Source organism: Streptosporangium sp. NPDC000563, assembly GCF_040299985.1.
Classification (GTDB): domain Bacteria; phylum Actinomycetota; class Actinomycetes; order Streptosporangiales; family Streptosporangiaceae; genus Streptosporangium.
The window spans coordinates 1746618-1763793 of the sequence record NZ_JBEPDA010000001.1; the positions used below are offsets into that span (position 1 = coordinate 1746618).

General features: G+C 69.8%; 15 protein-coding genes. 12 read left to right on the forward strand and 3 right to left on the reverse strand.

Annotated elements, in window-relative coordinates; genetic code table 11:
• Positions 1 to 32: 32 nt before the first annotated feature.
• The gene (gene galE / locus ABT352_RS08225) at positions 33 to 992 is read right to left on the reverse strand and encodes a UDP-glucose 4-epimerase GalE (RefSeq protein WP_350943445.1); all 960 of its coding nucleotides are present in this window, start codon (positions 990 to 992) and stop codon (positions 33 to 35) included.
• Positions 993 to 1114: 122 nt separating this feature from the next.
• Between galE and ABT352_RS08230 the strand changes: the two genes are divergently transcribed.
• From ABT352_RS08230 to ABT352_RS08250, 5 genes are all read left to right on the forward strand, one after another.
• A complete protein-coding gene (locus tag ABT352_RS08230) occupies positions 1115 to 2428 on the forward strand; it encodes a hemolysin family protein (protein WP_350943446.1) in 1314 nt (437 codons plus the stop codon).
• 45 nt (positions 2429 to 2473) lie between these two features.
• Positions 2474 to 3478: a tryptophan--tRNA ligase gene (trpS, locus tag ABT352_RS08235; RefSeq protein ID WP_350943447.1), complete on the forward strand. Its 1005-nt coding sequence runs from the start codon at positions 2474 to 2476 to the stop codon at positions 3476 to 3478.
• 182 nt (positions 3479 to 3660) lie between these two features.
• The gene (locus ABT352_RS08240; RefSeq protein WP_350943448.1) at positions 3661 to 4593 is read left to right on the forward strand and encodes a YihY/virulence factor BrkB family protein; all 933 of its coding nucleotides are present in this window, start codon (positions 3661 to 3663) and stop codon (positions 4591 to 4593) included.
• A gap of 64 nt (positions 4594 to 4657) precedes the next feature.
• Positions 4658 to 5011: a PadR family transcriptional regulator gene (locus ABT352_RS08245; protein ID WP_350943449.1), complete on the forward strand. Its 354-nt coding sequence runs from the start codon at positions 4658 to 4660 to the stop codon at positions 5009 to 5011.
• Positions 5008 to 6189, forward strand: coding sequence for a hypothetical protein (locus ABT352_RS08250; RefSeq protein WP_350943450.1), 1182 nt, complete (start codon positions 5008 to 5010; stop codon positions 6187 to 6189). The genes ABT352_RS08245 and ABT352_RS08250 overlap by 4 nt, the downstream gene beginning before the upstream one ends.
• 233 nt (positions 6190 to 6422) lie before the next feature.
• Here the strand turns inward: ABT352_RS08250 and ABT352_RS08255 are convergent, their stop codons facing one another.
• On the reverse strand, positions 6423 to 7631 hold the full coding sequence (locus tag ABT352_RS08255; protein ID WP_350943451.1) for a D-alanyl-D-alanine carboxypeptidase family protein: 1209 nt from the start codon (positions 7629 to 7631) through the stop codon (positions 6423 to 6425).
• A gap of 87 nt (positions 7632 to 7718) precedes the next feature.
• Here ABT352_RS08255 and ABT352_RS08260 point away from each other — a divergent pair, with 87 nt between their 5' ends.
• Complete coding sequence (locus ABT352_RS08260; RefSeq protein ID WP_350943452.1) at positions 7719 to 7937, forward strand: SCO4848 family membrane protein; 219 nt, start codon at positions 7719 to 7721, stop codon at positions 7935 to 7937.
• On the opposite strand, the gene ABT352_RS08265 is transcribed toward ABT352_RS08260, so the two are convergent.
• The gene (locus ABT352_RS08265; protein ID WP_350943453.1) at positions 7896 to 9311 is read right to left on the reverse strand and encodes a peptide ligase PGM1-related protein; all 1416 of its coding nucleotides are present in this window, start codon (positions 9309 to 9311) and stop codon (positions 7896 to 7898) included. The two genes, ABT352_RS08260 and ABT352_RS08265, sit on opposite strands and share 42 nt — an antisense overlap.
• A 537-nt stretch (positions 9312 to 9848) precedes the next feature.
• Between ABT352_RS08265 and ABT352_RS08270 the strand changes: the two genes are divergently transcribed.
• The 6 genes from ABT352_RS08270 to ABT352_RS08295 all read left to right on the forward strand — a co-directional run bounded on the left by ABT352_RS08270 (position 9849) and on the right by ABT352_RS08295 (position 17176).
• Positions 9849 to 11090, forward strand: coding sequence for a M20 family metallopeptidase (locus ABT352_RS08270; RefSeq protein WP_350943454.1), 1242 nt, complete (start codon positions 9849 to 9851; stop codon positions 11088 to 11090).
• A gap of 300 nt (positions 11091 to 11390) precedes the next feature.
• Positions 11391 to 12470, forward strand: coding sequence for a BMP family lipoprotein (locus ABT352_RS08275; RefSeq protein ID WP_350943455.1), 1080 nt, complete (start codon positions 11391 to 11393; stop codon positions 12468 to 12470).
• A 122-nt stretch (positions 12471 to 12592) separates the two neighbouring features.
• Entirely contained in the window at positions 12593 to 14116 is a 1524-nt protein-coding gene (locus ABT352_RS08280; RefSeq protein ID WP_350943571.1) for an ABC transporter ATP-binding protein, read from the forward strand.
• 118 nt (positions 14117 to 14234) lie between these two features.
• Positions 14235 to 15383, forward strand: coding sequence for an ABC transporter permease (locus ABT352_RS08285; protein WP_350943457.1), 1149 nt, complete (start codon positions 14235 to 14237; stop codon positions 15381 to 15383).
• Positions 15380 to 16663, forward strand: coding sequence for an ABC transporter permease (locus ABT352_RS08290; RefSeq protein WP_350943459.1), 1284 nt, complete (start codon positions 15380 to 15382; stop codon positions 16661 to 16663). The genes ABT352_RS08285 and ABT352_RS08290 overlap by 4 nt, the downstream gene beginning before the upstream one ends.
• 48 nt (positions 16664 to 16711) lie before the next feature.
• Positions 16712 to 17176 (forward strand): cytidine deaminase, encoded by a 465-nt coding sequence (locus ABT352_RS08295; protein WP_350943461.1) that lies wholly within the window; start codon positions 16712 to 16714, stop codon positions 17174 to 17176.

Below are 17176 nucleotides of genomic sequence, written 5' to 3' on the forward strand. Positions count from 1 at the left end.
GGCGGCAGACGAGGGCAGACGAGGGTGCTGTGTCAGCCGCGCAGGGCGGCCCAGGCGTCGGCGACGACGTCGCGGATCGACGGGTGCTCGGGCTTCCAGCCGAGCTCACGCTGGATCTTGGCGGACGAGGCGACCAGCACGGCCGGGTCACCGGCGCGGCGCTCGCGCACGACCGCGGGGATCTCGTGACCGGTGACCTCACGGCAGACCGACAGCACCTCCTGCACGGAGAAGCCCGTCCCGCTGCCCAGGTTGTAGATCTTGTGCTCGCCCGCCGAGCAGGCGTCCAGTGCCAGCAGGTGGGCTTCGGCGAGGTCGGCCACGTGGATGTAGTCGCGCACGCATGTGCCGTCGGGAGTGGGGTAATCCGTGCCGAACACGCTGACCGACTCGCGACCGCCGAGTGCGACGGCGAGGACGTTGGGGATCAGGTGGGTCTCCACGGTGTGACGCTCGCGGTAGACGCCGCCGTCCGCGGCGGTGTATGCGCCGCCCACGTTGAAGTAGCGCAGGCTCACCGCGGCCAGGCCGTACAGTCCGGCGAACGCGCTCAGCGCGGTGTCGACCGCGAGCTTGGACGCGCCGTAGGGGTTGGTCGGCCGGGTCGGGTCGGTCTCCTCGATCGGGGAGCGCTCCGGCTCGCCGTACGTCGCGGCGGTGGAGGAGAAGACGATCCGTCCCACTCCCGCGCTCCGCATGGCGTCGAGCAGGGCGAGGGTGCCGCCGAGGTTGTGCGCCCAGTAGAGGTCCGGCCGTTCCACCGACTCGCCGACGAGGGACTTCGCCGCGAAGTGGAGCACGCCGTCCATGCCGGTCAGCAGGCCGGCGGCCTCGGTGATCGACCCTTCGACGAAACGGGCGCCCGGTGGCACCGCGTCGGCGTGGCCGGTGGAGAGGTCGTCCAGCACGGTGACCTCGTGGCCCGCCTCGACGAGTCGCGCCGCCACGACGCCGCCGATGTATCCGGCGCCTCCGGTGACGAGCAGCTTCACGGGGCCTCCTGTTTGATGATGTTTGTACTTGTTTACTTTTGTAAGTCTGTTGCCAGCATATGCTGGCACATCAAATATCGACCACCGCCGGAACGGGCGACCGCCATGACGGAGACGATCTCGTGAACAGCGTCCTGGCGAACATCGCCTTGGTCATGCTCTTCGTACTGATCGGGGGATTCTTCGCCGCGGCCGAGATGGCCATGGTCTCCCTCAGGGAGAGCCAGGTCAGGCGGCTCGACACCCAGGGCCGCAGGGGGGCGAGGGCGGCGAAGCTCGCTCGCGACCCCAACCGCTTCCTGTCCGCCGTGCAGATCGGCGTCACCGTGGCGACCATGCTCTCGGCCGCCTTCGGCGCCGACACCCTCGCCCAGGACCTCATCCCCGTGGTGACCAGCTGGGGGACGCCCGAGGCCGTGGCGGCCCCGCTCTCCCTGGTGCTGGTGACGCTGGCGATCTCGTACGCCTCGCTCGTCCTCGGCGAGCTGGTCCCCAAGCGCATCGCCCGGCAGCGCGCCGAGGGGATCTCCCTGCTGGTCGCGCCGTTCCTCGACCGGATGGCCCTGCTGTCGCGGCCGATCATCTGGACGCTGTCCAAGTCCACCGACGGGGTCGTCAAGCTGCTCGGCGGCGACCCCCGTGCCGACCGCGAGGAGATCTCCACCGAGGAGTTGCGCGACATGGTGGTGGGTCATCACGAACTCACCGCCGACGAGCGCCATCTGATCGGGGAGGTCTTCGCGGCGGGCAAGCGGCAGCTGCGCGAGGTGATGCTGCCGCGCACCGAGGTGGAGTTCATGTCCGTCGACACGCGGCTGGCCGAGGCGGCGGTGCTGGCCGCGGCCATGCCGCACTCCCGCTTTCCCGTCTATCGCGACTCCTACGATGACATCGTGGGCTTCGTCCACATCCGCGACCTGCTCGACCCGGTGCTGACCGGGTCCATCGAGCCGATCAGCGAGCTGGTGCCGATCCGCCCGGTCAAGCTGGTCCCCACCAGCAAGCGGCTGATGGCGACGCTGTCGGAGATGCGCAAGGAGGGGCACCACCTGGCGATCGTGGTCGACGAGTACGGCGGAACGGCGGGCATCGTCACCCTGGAGGACCTCGTCGAGGAGCTGATCGGCGACATCCGCGACGAGCACGACGTGGCGGACGAGCACGTCGCACTGCCCGCGGGAGAGGTCGAGCTCGACGGTCTGGCCAACCTCGACGAGGTGGCGGCCGAGACCGGGATCCGACTGCCCGACGGTCCGTACGAGACCCTCGGCGGGTTCGTCATGGGAGCGCTCGGACACCTTCCCGCGCTGGGGGATCAGGTGGAGATCCCGGGGTTCGACCTCACGGTCACCGACATGGACGGCCGCAGGGTCTCCCGGGTCAGGATCAAGCGGAGCGCGCCGAGGCAGGAGGCGCCGCCCGCCTCCGAGGGCTGAGCCTCGCGAACCAAGCACTCCCGACAGCTGACAGAATTGGCTGCTATGGCCAGTCCTCGTGTCCTGTCGGGAATCCAGCCGACCGCAGACTCCTTCCACCTGGGAAACTACCTCGGTGCCATCAGGCAGTACGTCGCCATGCAGGAGGGGTACGACGCGTTCTACTGCGTCGTCGACCTGCACGCGATCACCGTGGACTACCAGCCGGAGGTGCTGCGCAGGCGCTCCAGGGTCGCCGCGGCCCAGCTCTTCGCCGCGGGTCTCGACCCCGAGCGCTCCACGGTCTTCGTGCAGAGCCACGTCCGCGAGCACACCGAGCTGGCCTGGGTGCTGATCTGCCTCACCGGGATGGGCGAGGCCGGGCGGATGACCCAGTTCAAGGACAAGGCGGCGAAGGCCGGTGAGAGCTCGGCCAGTGTCGGGCTGTTCACCTACCCGATCCTGCAGGCGGCCGACATCCTGCTCTACCAGGCCAACCAGGTGCCGGTCGGCGCCGACCAGAAGCAGCACCTGGAGCTCACCCGCGACCTCGCGCAGCGCTTCAACCACCGCTTCGGCGAGACCTTCACGCTGCCGGACCCGCACATCGTCAAGGGGGTCGAGAAGATCACCGATCTCCAGGAGCCCACCGCGAAGATGTCGAAGTCCTCCTCCTCGCCCACCGGGATCCTGGACCTGCTGGAGCAGCCGGGGCCGCTCCGCAAGAAGATCATGCGTGCGGTCACCGACACCGGCTCCGAGGTCCTCGCCGACGACGAGAACAAGCCCGGCGTCACCAACCTGCTGCGCATCCAGTCCGCGCTGAGCGGCGTCCCGATCCCCGAGCTGGAGGCGCGCTACGTCGGGCAGGGGTACGGCACGTTCAAGAAGGACGTGGCCGAGGTGGTGATCGACACCTTCACCCCGATCCGCGAGCGCACCGAGAAGCTGCTCGCCAACGAGGCGGAGCTCGACCGGATGCTCGCCGTCGGGGCGACCAGGGCCCGCGCGGTGGCCGCCGAGACCATGGCCAAGGTGCGTGACCGGGTGGGCTTCCTGCCCACTTCATGATCTTCCGTCGCGGTCCGGGCGGTGTTCTCAGCCGGACCGCGACGCCTCCACACGGCCCCGACGACCTTCCTTCGCACGGGTTCGGGCGGCCTCCCGCCCGCTGCGTGATCTCTCGTGTACGCACGGCTGTTTTTTCGCCGCCGTTCACGATCGGGACGGCGGTGATTGGGTAGGGGGCGCACGTGACAAGCGTGCTGGAACGTATCCAATCGGCCCGTGAGCGGTTCGGGAGGGCGTTTGGTGCGGCCCGGATCAGGTGGCGCTGGCTGGATCATCTGGTCAGGACCTTCCAGCGCTACCAGATCCAGTCCGGTGACCGGCTCGCCGGAGCGGTCAGCTACTTCGCCTTCCTGTCGTTCTTCCCGATCATCGCGCTCGCCTTCGCGGTCTTCGGCTATTTCCTCTCCGTCAGGCCCGACGCCATCGTGACCCTGCAGACGGCGATCAACCAGTATCTGCCGGGCCTCGCCGACAAGCTGCCGATCCAGCAGATCGCCGAGTCCCGGACCAGTGCCGGGATCATCGGCCTGCTCGGGCTCCTCTACGCCGGACTCGGCGCGATCGACGCGCTGCGCGGCGCGTTGCGCGAGATCTTCATGACGACCGAGGCGCCGCTCAACTTCGTCCTGGCCAAACTGAGGGATCTGGCCGCGCTCCTGCTCATCGGCACCACGCTGGTGTTGTCGGTGCTGATCGGGGGGTTCGCCACCCAGGCGAGCGGGGTCGTGGCCGGGTGGCTCGGTCTGGCGGGTTCGCCGGTGGCCACCGTCACGATCTGGCTGGCGGGGCTCGCGGTGAGCGTGCTCACCGACGTCGTCGTCTTCCTGGTCATCCTGCGCTGGCTGGGCCGCTCCAGGCAGCCGTTGCGGGTGCTGCTGCGCGGCGCGCTGTTCGGCGCGCTCGGTTTCGCCGCGCTCAAGCAACTCGCCGTGCTGATCCTTTCCGGCACCCTGAACAATCCCGTCTACGGGGTGTTCGCCGTGGTCGTCGGCCTGCTGGTCTGGCTCAACCTCTCGGCCCGGGTGATCATGTACGCCGCCGCCTGGACCGCCACCGCGTCCCTCGGCCCTCCGCCCGACCCCACCCCGGTCCCGACGACCGCCCTCCGCGCCTGATCCTCCGCAATCCCGCGAGCTCCGCCGCTCGCTATATCTTGTTCCCCGATATATGTTGTCAGGCATGACTCCGAGAGTGATGACGGAGCCCGCGTTTCTCATCCTCACCGCGCTGGTCGCCGAGCCGTGTCACGGCTACGGCATCGTGCGGGAGGTCGAGGAACTGTCCGGCGGGCGGGTTCGGCTCAAGGTCGGCACGCTTTACGGCGTGCTCGACCGGTTGGCGGGCGACGGGCTGGTGGCCCTCGACCGCGAGGAGGTCCAGCAGGGACGGCTGCGCCGTTACTACCGGATCACCGACTCCGGTTCACGGACGCTGGAGGCCGAGGCCGTCCGGCTCGCGGAGAACGCGAGGACCGCCGTCGACCGTCTCCACGCCCGGCAGGGCCGCCCCTCCGTCGCGGGAGGCCCCGCGTGAGGGAGAACGAGAACGCCCATGCGAAAGCGGGCGAGGACGTCCACGTGAGGGAGAGCGGGGACGCCCACGTGAAAGCGGGCGAGGAAACTCGCATGGGGGAGAGCGGGGGCGACGGTGCGCCGACGAGCCTGCTGGAAAGGCGCTACCGCCACTGGCTGCGCCTGCTGCCCGCCTCCTACCGCGCCGAGCGCGAGGAGGAGATGGTCTCGGTGTTCCTGGAGGGCTCGCCCGGCGTCTCCGACGCAGACGGGCCCCGGCCGCGCTGGTCGGAGATCGCCAGCGTGGCCGTGCTCGCGGTCCGGGTCCGCCTCGGGGGAGCGGGTGGCGCGGAGCCCGGATTCCTCGCGTGGGGCGAGACGGTCCGCCTGACGGCCCTGCTGGGACTGGGCCTCCAGGCGTTCCTCGGCGTCCTGACCGCCGTGGTCGCCCTGCGTGCGTACGGGATGATCGGCACGGTCGATCCCCTGCTCGCCCAGGCGGCGGGTCCGGCGGGGTCGCCTGAGCGGCTCGCGAACATCCTGGGGGTTCTCACCGGCCCCCTGTGGTTCGCCCCGTTCGCGGCGCTCCTCCTCGGTCACCCCCGCGCGGCCAGAACGCTGGCGCTTGTCGCGCTCGCGGCGGGGCTGCCGATTCTGGTCCAGACGTCCCTGAACGGCTTCCCCGGGCTCGCGCTCGCCGGCCTGCCGGCCCCCCTGGTCACCGTGACGGCCCTGTGGGCCGGTTTCCAGCGGGACTCGCGCCCCGCGCGGCGGTCACCGTGGCTTCTGCTCCCTCCGCTCGCCGCCGGTGTCGCCGTCGCCGCGTTGTACGAGGTGGTCGCGTCTCCCGCCGCGACCGTCGCCTGGGTATGGCCGTGGCTGGACGAGCTCGGCCTCAGAAGCGCGTTCGTCCTGGGGGCCGGCGTCGCGTACGTCTGCGTGCACGCGTACGCACCCGCGCGGCGCACCCCGTCGTGGCCGCTGGCTCTCGCGATCCTGGCGCTGCCGACGCTGTGTGCTCGCCTGGTCGGGCTGAGCCACCACTTCGGCTTCGCCGACGGGATAAGCCGGACCATCACCCTCGGCATGGTCGGCCAGGCGGTGCTGCTCCTCGCCCTCGTCGTCGGGGGTGTCGTCCTGGGGATGAGGATCCTTCCGGCCGCACCGGCCAGAAGCGGCAGGGGGCCGGTCGAGGGGTGAAGGGCCGCCCTTCGCGGCGGGGCCGTGCGTGCCGCCTCGGGTCGCTCCGAGGCGTAGGCGTGTCCGGAGCGGATCTCTCCGAGGGGCGCGGTGTCGCACGCGCCGCCCGGAGCGGACGTTCGCCGGGGTGGAGGCGCCGGTGCCGACGCCGATGCGCGGGATCGTGCGCGCCGCCCGGAGCGGGTCGCTCCGGGCGGCGCCGGCTCTCGTGCGGGCTCTCTTGAGGGCTCTCGTCAGCGTGCCCGGCGGGAGCGTCCGCGCAGGCCGTACGCCAGCCAGGTCAGGCCACCGAGCAGGACGGTGAGCAGGACGGCGCCGAGGGCGTAGTAGGTGGCGGGGACTCCCTCGTCGGCGGGTCTCGTGGCCGCGGCCGGGTCCTGCGCGGAGACCGGAGCGGGGAGTTCGGGGGCCGCGGCGGGGGGCGCCGAGGCGGCGGGCCCGGTGGGCAGCGGGGCGGGCTCGGGGACCGGGTCGACCAGTTGGCCGACCGGGACGACCTTGCCGCGGTTGGCGAATCCCCAGTCGAGCAGGTCGGCGACCTCCTCCCAGAAGTAGCCGTCGTGCCGCATGATCGACACGATGACGGTGTGGCCGTCGCGCTTCGCCGCGCCGACGAAGCTGCCCAGGGCCTTGGAGGTCCAGCCGTTCTTGACGCCGATCATGCCCTTGTAGCGCCAGAGCAGCTTGTTGTGGTTGCCGATCTCGTAGTAGCCCTTGGGCGCCGGGAACTTGTCGGTCTTTGTGCTGATATATCGACGAAAATCGGCGTTGGCGAGGCCGGCGCGGGCGATCAGCGCCAGGTCGTAGGCCGAGCTGCTCTGACCGGGCTTGTCCAGCCCGCTCGGGGTCTTGGCCACCGTGTCGAACGCCTGCAGGCGCCTGGCCTCGGCGTTCATGTCCGCCAGGGTCGTGGCGAGGCCGCCGTTGGCCTCGGCCAGGGCCATCGCGCAGTCGTTGCCCGAGACCAGCATCAGCGCCTTGAACAGGTCCTCGACGGTGTAGAGCGGTTTGGGGACCAGGCCGACCGCGCTGCCCTCCTCGTTCACCGCGCGCCTGCTCGGCGTGATCTTCAGCTTCTTGTCCAGCTTGGGGATGAGGGTGAGGGCGGTGAGCGCCTTCAGTGTGCTCGCGGGAAGGTAGCGCCCGTGGGCGTCCTTGGCGGCCAGCACCTCACCGGTCTCGGCGTCGGCGATCACGTACGACTTCGCGGCCGTCCTGGGAGGGGCCTTCACACCCGCCGGGAGGATGAGACCTCGCCCCCCGAGCCGGGAGCCGCCGACCGGCTCCCTCTCGTGGTGCGCGGCCGCCGGAACGGCACCCGTGCGCAGGTCCGGCGAACCGGCCGCCGCGGGCGCGTCCGCGACCCGGGCCTGTGCGGGCGCGCCGAGGAGGGCGGTCGCCGCGAGCAGCACCCCGACGGGTGCGACATGTTTGATCCCCATGATGAGCTCAGGGTAGCTTCGTACCGGTTCGCATGGAGTTACAGGTGCCCTGACCAGCTGCGAACCACTCGGCGGAATACTGACACCATGCGAATAACGCGAAAGACAGCCGCTTTCCTGATCGGCCTTGCCGCTTTCATGATCTTCGAATGGATCACCCTTGGCTTCAACCTGGCGGATGGTCATCCGACGGCCTTCTACGTGGTCCACGGAATCCTGATCGCCGTCAACATCGTGCTGGCGATCGTGCTCGGTGCGATCGGCCTACGCGCTCTGGCGAAGCGTGACGAGCGTCCTTCCGTGTAGCTCGGCGGCCTCCTCGGCGGAGTCGCCGATGCTGGTGAACCCGAGCTTGCCGTATTTGGTGACCCCGCCCAGCATGTGCAGCACGTTCCCGGTGCGGCGCTCGCGGTCGAAGCCGAGGCCTTCGTCGTGGATCAGCTTGACCACCTCACCGGGCAGACGGCCCCGAAGGGAGGGCGAGGCGCAGTTGTCCGTCGCCACGTAGTGCTTCGGCCGGCCCGCGTGCACGAGCGTGTGGCTTTCCGGATCGTACGACGCGCCGGTGGTCAGGAGGGCGGCGCCGAACGGGTGGGTGGTGCCGCCGATGCGCAGGTTGATCTCGCACATCAGCGTCCGGTAACCGCCGTCGGTCTTGACGGCGAAGAAGTCGATGCCGAACAGCCCCACCACCCCGCGGCCCGCGAGGATCCTGGCGATCCGCTCGGCGTACTCGCCCAGCTCGGCCCGGTACTCCTGCCGGGCGGGGAAGCAACAGCCCTGGTAGACGTCGCCGTTGGGGCCGCCGAGGACCTGCTCGTGGGTGGCGACCACGTCGTACGAGCCGCCGGGGGTGATCCGGGCCAGCGCGCTGGGGGAGCGCAGCGGCCGGTCCTCGATGAACTCCTCGATCACCGCTCCCCGCTCGGCGACCTTCTCGGCGAACGTCGTCCAGTTCTCGTCGGAGGCGGAGAAGCTCGTGGGGCAGGAGGCGAGCGGCCGGTCGTCCTTGGTCACGATGGCGTTGCCGAGCCCCGAGTAGCTGTTGTTGAGCTTGACCATGAGCCTGCTCGCGGGCTTCATCGCGCGGGCGGCGTGTTCCACCTCGGTCAGCGAGCGCAGGTCGCCGAAGCCCCTGACCAGCGGCACCCCTGCCTCGTCGCCGATCACGCGCCCGCCGCTCTTGGAACCCAGGTGGGCGAGGGAGGTGGCGGGGCCGTAGATCGGCAGGGAGAGGATCCCCGCGAGGCGCTCCTCGTACTCGCTCACCACGAACGGCACCATCCAGGCGGGTCTGTCGTTCCTGCCCGCGTCCGAGGGGACGTCGCCCTGCGGGGGGTCGCCGAGGGCGGCACGGATGCGCGCGATCACGTCCGGGCGGCGCAGCAGCGCCTCGGTGAGCGGATGCGTGTCAGGATCATCCAAACTGATCATCCGCAGGCGGGTGCGGGCCTCGTCGGGATCGTCGAGGAAGCCCAGGTAGTAGTCCACGACCGCGCTGTCCACCGGCGTCGAGGTCAGGTAGACGACCTCGACCTTCGGCTTCCTCAGGGTGAGGAGGAGAAACAGCAGCCGCTCCTCGTAGGAGAGGGCGCCGGTGATCCTGCGCAGCTCATCCTGGGGAAGCGACAGCGAGGGGAGGACCACCAGGGTGCCCTCGTCCGGTTCGAATATGCTCAAACGCGACTGCCTCTCCCCGAATGGGATGTTAGTGATCATGTGAGGAGTGAAACACGCATTCCTCCCGTTTACATCACTCCGCCGGGTTCGATGACCGGCACCTGAGGTCACGTAAATTGCCAGGTCGGCGATGTTTGGGAATGGTCCGGTGGTGACGTCCCCCCGGTACCCGCCCTCCCCCGATACGACCATCGTCTCATAGTCAATTTGGGCTATCTTTCCTGGTCATCCCGGGTCGGAAGGTGTACGAGTGGGGCATGGGGTGCCAAAACATTTGGCCTGGATGTCGGCGAGCTGCTCGGGAGGAGGGATAAAGTCGTTGTCATCGCCAACGCGACGGCTTCCCCGGGGCACCGGCCTGCCGCTCACGCGTCGGTGACCGACCAGCCCGTGCTGACGCGGCCCGTGAGACCCCACTCCGGTCCGTCGGTGCGGCGATCGCTTTTTTCGAGACTGCCTCATGGGTTTCGAGATCCTGGGCAGTTGCACGGTGCGTCGAGGATCCAGAGCCCGCCGGCGCGGATGGGACGGTGTGCAATGCGGGGGCGTAATTTGCGGGGAGAGCTCGACGCGTTCCTCGCCGGTCGTGAGCAGGAGCTCATCGCTTTCCGCCGGGACCTGCACATGCATCCCGAGCTCGCGTTCGCCGAATACCGCACGACGCAGCGCGTCGCCGAGCGCCTCACCGCCGCAGGGCTGGTCCCCTCGGTGCTGCCGCGCGGCACCGGCCTGCTCTGTGACGTCGGCAGCGGCGACGGCCCGACCGTGGCGCTGCGGGCCGACCTCGACGCGCTGCCCGTGCCCGACGAGAAGGACGTCCCCTACAGCTCGACGGTCCCCGGCGTGTGTCACGCCTGCGGGCACGACGTGCACACCACGATCCTGCTCGGCACCTCGCTCTTCCTCGCCCAGCAGGCCGAGGCCGGTCTGCTGCCCGGCAGGGTCCGGCTGATCTTCCAGCCCGCCGAGGAGCTTCCCGGCGGCGCGCTGGAGGTGATGGCCTCGGGCGGCATCAGCGGCGTGGACCGCATCTTCGGCCTGCACTGCGACCCCCGGCTGGACGTCGGCAAGGTCGGCCTCAAGGTCGGTCCGATCACCTCGGCCTGCGACAGGGTCACGATCCGGGTGAGCGGTCCCGGCGGGCACACCGCCAGGCCGCACCTCACCGCGGACCTCGTCTTCGCGCTCGCCAAGATCCTCACCGAGCTCCCCGCCGCGCTCTCGCGCCGGATCGACCCCCGTTCCTCGCTCAGCCTGGTCTGGGGCCGGGTCGAGGCGGGCTCGGTGGCCAACGCCATCCCGGACGACGGCGTCGCCGAGGGCACCGTGCGCTGCCTGGACGAGGCGGCCTGGCACGCGGCCCCCGACATGATCAAGTCGCTGCTCGAATCGGTCGCCGGCGCGTACGGCGTCGAGGCCGAGATGGAGTACGTGCGCGGCGTGCCGCCGGTGGTGAACGACAAGGTGAGCGTGCAGATGCTCGCCGAGGCCGCCGAAGGCGTGCTCGGCGAGGGCGCCCCCGTGCCGACGGAGCAGAGTCTGGGCGGCGAGGACTTCGGCTGGTATCTGGAGTCCATCCCCGGCGCGTTCGCGAGGCTCGGCACCCGCGAGCCGGGGTCGGCGCACCTGGCCGACATCCACCAGGGGACCTTCGACGTGGACGAGAGCGCGATCGGCACCGGGGTGCGTTTCCTCGCGGCGACAGCGCTCACCGCCCTGTGGGAGGGGCAGCGCCCCGTCGCGGGCGACACGCTCATGGCCGTGAACGCCGACAAGTAGCGCGTTCCTGACATCTAGTCAGACGAAAAGTCCGGACATATCCTGAGGAACCAGCCGATGGTCCCCGAAGAAGATCATCGGCTCCCGGGCGAACGCGCCGATGTCGGCCCGTCGCGGACGTCCGGAGCTACCGACAGGTAACCCTGTCCGGTTTTTGGGTCACAAGGTGGCCTGAGCTGGATAACGGACCTGTTGCGGACTCATGCGTTGGTTTGGTCAACCCTGATGGACCAACTATCTTCCGTGCAGGGTTGCCGTGCGTCTCTTCGCGCGTGCACTGAAACGCGAAGGGAGTCCATCTTGCTTCAGAACCGATTCGGCAAGCTGGCCGCGACCGCACTGGCGGGCAGCATGCTCATGGGAGCTGCCGCGTGTGGTGGAAGCGAGGAACCGGCCACGTCGGCGCAGCCGAGCGGGGCCGCGAGCAGTGAGGCGCCGGCGGCGACGGGGCCGAAGGTCGGTCTCGCGTACGACATCGGCGGGCGTGGCGACCAGTCGTTCAACGACTCCGCGGCGGCGGGCATCGACAAGGCCAAGACCGAGCTGAAGCTGGCCGAGGTCAGCGAGTTGGAGGCCGGTAACGGCGAGACCGAGGCGGCCAAGGAGGAGCGGCTCCGCCTGCTCGCCGACGGCGGCTTCAACCCGATCATCGCCGTGGGGTTCGCGTACTCCAACCCGGTGAAGAAGGTCGCGACCGAGTTCCCCGACGTCAAGTTCGCGATCGTCGACGACGCGGCGGCCGAGGCTCCCAACATCTCGAACCTGCTGTTCGCCGAGCACGAGGGCTCCTTCCTGGTCGGTGCCGCGGCGGCGCTGAAGAGCAAGAAGAACCACGTGGGCTTCGTCGGCGGCGTGCAGGTGCCGTTGATCAACAAGTTCGAGGCCGGATTCGCCGCGGGCGCCAAGGCCGTCAAGTCGGACGTGAAGATCGAGGTCAAGTACCTCACCCAGCCGCCGGACTTCACCGGCTTCAGTGACCCGGCCAAGGGCAAGACCGCGGCCGAGGGCATGTTCGACGCGGGCGCCGACGTGGTCTACCAGGCCGCGGGCGGCTCCGGTGGCGGCGTGTTCGAGGCGGCGAAGGCGGCCAAGGGCCTCGCCATCGGCGTCGACTCCGACCAGGCGAAGACCGCCGCCGCCGACCTGCAGAGCGTCATCATGACCTCCATGGTGAAGAAGGTCGACGTCGCCGTCTTCGACTTCCTGAAGAGCTTCACCACCAACCAGGTGAAGGCCGGCAGCACGATCTACGACCTCAAGGCCGACGGCGTCGACTACTCCACCACCGGTGGCCAGGTCGACGACATCAAGGCCCAGCTCGACGAGTACAAGCAGAAGATCATCTCCGGCGAGATCACCGTTCCGGACAAGACCTCCTGACCTGGTACTAATGAGGGGCCCGGCGGACATTTCCCCCGGGCCCTTTGTCCTACCTTGATCAACATCTGTTCCACTTTCACCACCACGTTCCGTATCGGGGCATCCGTACGGAGGAGGCCGTCATCAGCACCTCGGCACCGGCCGTCGAACTCTCGGGCATCACCAAACGATTCCCCGGCGTCGTCGCCAACCGCGACATCTCCCTTTCCGTGCGACAGGGCCACGTGCACGCCGTCGTCGGCGAGAACGGCGCGGGCAAGTCCACCCTCATGAAGATCCTGTACGGCATGCAGCGCCCGGACGAGGGGAAGATCCGCGTCAACGGCGAGGACGTGAGCTTCCGCTCCCCGGGCGAGGCGATCGCCGTGGGCATCGGCATGGTCCACCAGCACTTCATGCTGGCCGACAACCTCACCGTCCTGGAGAACGTGGTCCTCGGCAGCGAGCCCAGAAAGGGCGGGATCGCCCTCGACTTCGGCACCGCGCGAAGAAAGATCAAGGAGATCTCCGACTCGTACGGCCTCGGCGTCGACCCCGACGTCACCGTCGAGGACCTGGGCGTCGGGGCCCGCCAGCGGGTGGAGATCCTGAAGGTCCTCTACCGGGGTGCCCGGATCCTCATCCTGGACGAGCCGACCGCCGTGCTCGTGCCGCAGGAGGTGAAGGAGCTCTTCGCCAACCTGCGCGAGCTGGTCCGCGAAGGGCTGACGATCATCTTCATCTCGCACAAGCTGGACGAGGTGCTCTCGGTCGCCGACGCCATCACCGTCATCCGGCGCGGCACGACCGTGGCCAGCGTGGACCCCAAGGACGTGACCGCGAGGCAGCTCGCCGAGCTGATGGTCGGCAGCGAGCTGCCCAGCCCGGAGACCCGCGAGTCCACCGTCACCGACACGGTGGCGCTGTCGGTGCGCGACCTCACCGTCCTGTCCGCCGACGGCCGCCGCGTCGTGGACGACGTCGGCTTCGAGATCCGCAGGGGCGAGGTGCTCGGCATCGCCGGGGTCGAGGGCAACGGCCAGGCCGAGCTGGTCGAGGCGATCATGGGCATGCGCCCGGCCGACGGCGAGATCCGCCTCGGCGAGCACGACATCTCCGGCTGGACGACGCTGCGCCGCCGCGAGGCCGGCATCGGCTACATCCCCGAGGACCGCCACCGGCACGGCCTGCTGCTTGAGGCCCCGCTCTGGGAGAACCGGATCCTCGGACACCAGACGCGGCGACCCAACGTGAAGGGCTCCTGGATCGACCGCGCGGGAGCGCGCGAGGACACCCGGCGCATCGTCGAGGCGTACGACGTCCGTACCCCGGGCATCGACGTGGACGCCTCGGCCCTGTCCGGCGGCAACCAGCAGAAGCTGATCGTCGGCCGGGAGATGAGCGGGGAGCCCGTCTTCCTGATCGCCTCCCACCCGACGCGCGGCGTCGACGTGGGCGCCCAGGCCGCGATCTGGGACCACCTGCGCGCGGCGCGCGCCGCGGGCCTCGCGGTCCTGCTGATCTCGGCCGACCTCGACGAGCTCATCGGCCTGTCGGACACCCTCAAGGTGATCCTGCGCGGCCGGATCGTCGCCGAGGTGGATCCCAAGGACGTGACACCCGAGCGGCTCGGTTCGGCCATGACGGGTGCTGGAGAGGCGGCATGAACACCCACGTAGCGCACACGCCCCCGGGAGCGCGCGGTATGAACCCCCAGACGCACACGCCCTCCGGGACGCGCGGCACGAACACCCAGACGGCGCACACGCACCCCGGGACGCGCGGATGAGCCGGGAAAAGTCCACCTTCGCCGACCGGCTGCTCGGCAGGGTCTCCCCGGCGGGGCTGCTCTCGCTCGCCGCCCCGCTCGTCGCCATCGCGTTCGCCGCGGCGATCACCATGGTCATTCTCTCGATCATCGGCGCCCCGCCGCTCGACACGCTGGTCAGCATGGGCGAGTACGGCATCCGGCCGCGCTCGATCGCGCTCACCCTGAACGCCGCGACCTACTTCTACCTGTCCGCGCTCGCGGTGGCGATCGGGTTCAGGATGAACCTCTTCAACATCGGTGTCGACGGCCAGTACCGCCTCGCGGCGCTCACCGCCGCGGCCGTCGGCGGCGCGGTCACCCTGCCCGCCCCGCTGCACGTCGCGCTGATCATCTTCGTCGCGGTGCTGGTCGGCGCCGGATGGGCCTCGATCGCCGCTCTGCTCAAGGTGCGGCGCGGGGTGAGCGAGGTCATCTCCACGATCATGCTGAACGCGATCGCCACCTCGCTCGGCGCCTGGCTGCTCAACAAGGAGCGCCTCGCGGTCGAGGTCGCGGGCAGCAACAACATCGGCACCAGCCCGATCGGCCCCTCAGGTCAGGTGCCCGGCCTGGCGATCATCTCCGGCACCCAGACGAAGGTGTTCGGCCTGATCATCCTGTCGGTCGTGATGGGCGTCCTCTACCACGTGGTGATCAACCGGACCCGCTTCGGCTTCAACCTGCGCGCCACCGGCCGCTCGGAGTCGGCCGCGGTGGCGAGCGGCGTGAACGTCAAGCGGATGATCCTCATCTCGATGATCCTGTCCGGCGGGGTGGCGGGCCTGGTCGGCATGCCGCAGCTGCTCGGCGCCTCCTACAGCTACAGCCTGGACTTTCCCCCCGGCCTCGGCTTCACCGGCATCGCGATCGCGCTGCTCGGCCGCAACCACCCGGTCGGCATCGCGTTCGGCGCCCTGCTGTGGGCCTTCCTCAACACCTCGGCGGGCATCCTGCAGATCCAGAAGATCTCCCCGGACATCGTCACCATCATGCAGGGCACGATCGTGCTCTCGGTGATCATCGCCTACGAGCTGGTCCACCGCTACCAGATCTCCGCCGAGCAGCGCCGGGTGAGCCGCCAGCTGGCGGACGCCACCCCGACCAGGGAAGGAACGCCGGCATGAGCCAGGGCGCCCTCACCACGCCGGAGGCTCCCTTCCTGGAGCCGAAGGCCCCCGCCCGCTTCAGGGTCACCTGGCGGGTCCTGCTGCTCGCCCTCGGCGCGCTCGTCCTGCTGCTCTCGTTCACGCGGACCGTCACCGGCGCCGTCGACCTCACCTCCGCGGGCGCGATCAACGCCTCCATCGCGCTCGCCATCCCCATCGGCCTGGCCGGTCTGGGCGGTCTGTGGGCCGAGCGGGCCGGAGTGGTCAACATCGGCCTCGAAGGCATGATGATCCTGGGCACCTGGTGCGGAGCCTGGGGCGCGATCCAGTTCGGCAACCCGTGGGCGGGCGTCGTCGCGGGCGCGATCGGCGGGGCCCTGGGCGGCCTGCTGCACGCGATCGCCACCGTGACCTTCGGCGTCGACCACATCATCTCCGGTGTCGCGATCACCATCCTGGGGCAGGGCGTCACCCAGTTCCTGTCCAAGGTCACCTTCGCCGAGATGCCGGGCGGCGGCGACTCCCAGTCGCCCCCGGTGCCCAAGCCCGAGATGGTGAGCCTGCCGTGGGACCGGATCGGGGACCCGCTCAGGGCACTGGAGGCCAAACAGTGGTTCCTGCTGTCGGACGTGGCGGGCATCCTGCGCGGCCTGACCACGAACGTCTCGCTGCTCACGATCCTGGCGATCCTGCTCGTCCCGCTCTCGTACTACCTGCTGTGGCGCACCGCGTTCGGCCTGCGCCTGCGCTCCTGCGGGGAGAGCCCGGTGGCCGCCGAGTCGCTGGGCGTGAACGTCTACACCTACAAGTACATCGCGGTGCTCGTCTCCGGAGCCCTGGCGGGCCTGGGCGGCGCGTTCCTGTCGCAGGTGGCCGCGAGCGCCTACCGCGAGGGGCAGACCGGCGGGCGCGGCTTCATCGGCCTCGCCGCCATGATCTTCGGTAACTGGCGGCCGGGCGGGCTGGCCGGCGGCGCCGTACTGTTCGGCTACACCGACGCGCTCCAGCTGCGCAGGGGCGGCGAGTCGGTGCACGCGCTGCTGCTCGTGGTGACGATCCTGCTCGTCGGGGTCGCCGTCTACCAGCTCGTACGGCAGAACCGGACGCGGGCCGCGCTGATCACCGGGGTCGCGGCGGTCGCCGTGTTCGTCGTGTTCGCGCTGACCGACAGCGTTCCCTCGGAGTTCACCTCCGCCACCCCGCACATCACCACGCTGCTGGTGCTCTCGCTGGCGGCGCAGCGGCTCCGCGCGCCCGCCGCGATCGGCCTGACGTATCGCAGGGGACAGAGTAAGTGATCGTGACACGCGCACCTCACGAGCGGATCTGATTCGATGGGCACCGAGATGAGCAGCGAACCGAACACCGGCCCGACCGGTGAGCAGGGCATTCCGGACACTGAGCCGGGCGGCGGGCAGGGCATCGACTGGGCGGCGCTGAAGGCCGAGGCCGTACGGGCGATGGGGCACGCCTACGCCCCCTACTCCAAGTTCCCCGTCGGCGCCGCCGCGCTGGTGGACGACGGGCGGATCGTGTCCGGCTGCAATGTCGAGAACGCCTCCTACGGCATCGGGCTGTGCGCCGAGTGCGGGCTGGTCTCCTCGCTCCAGGCCACCGGCGGCGGCCGTCTCGTCGCGTTCACCTGCGTCGACGGGCACGAGGAGCTCCTCATGCCGTGCGGCAGGTGCCGCCAGCTGCTGTACGAGTTCGGCGGCCCCGAACTGCTGCTGGAGACCATCGACGGCCCGAAGCCGATGGCGGAGATCCTGCCCTACGCCTTCGGGCCCCACGACCTGAGCCGGGGAGCCTGA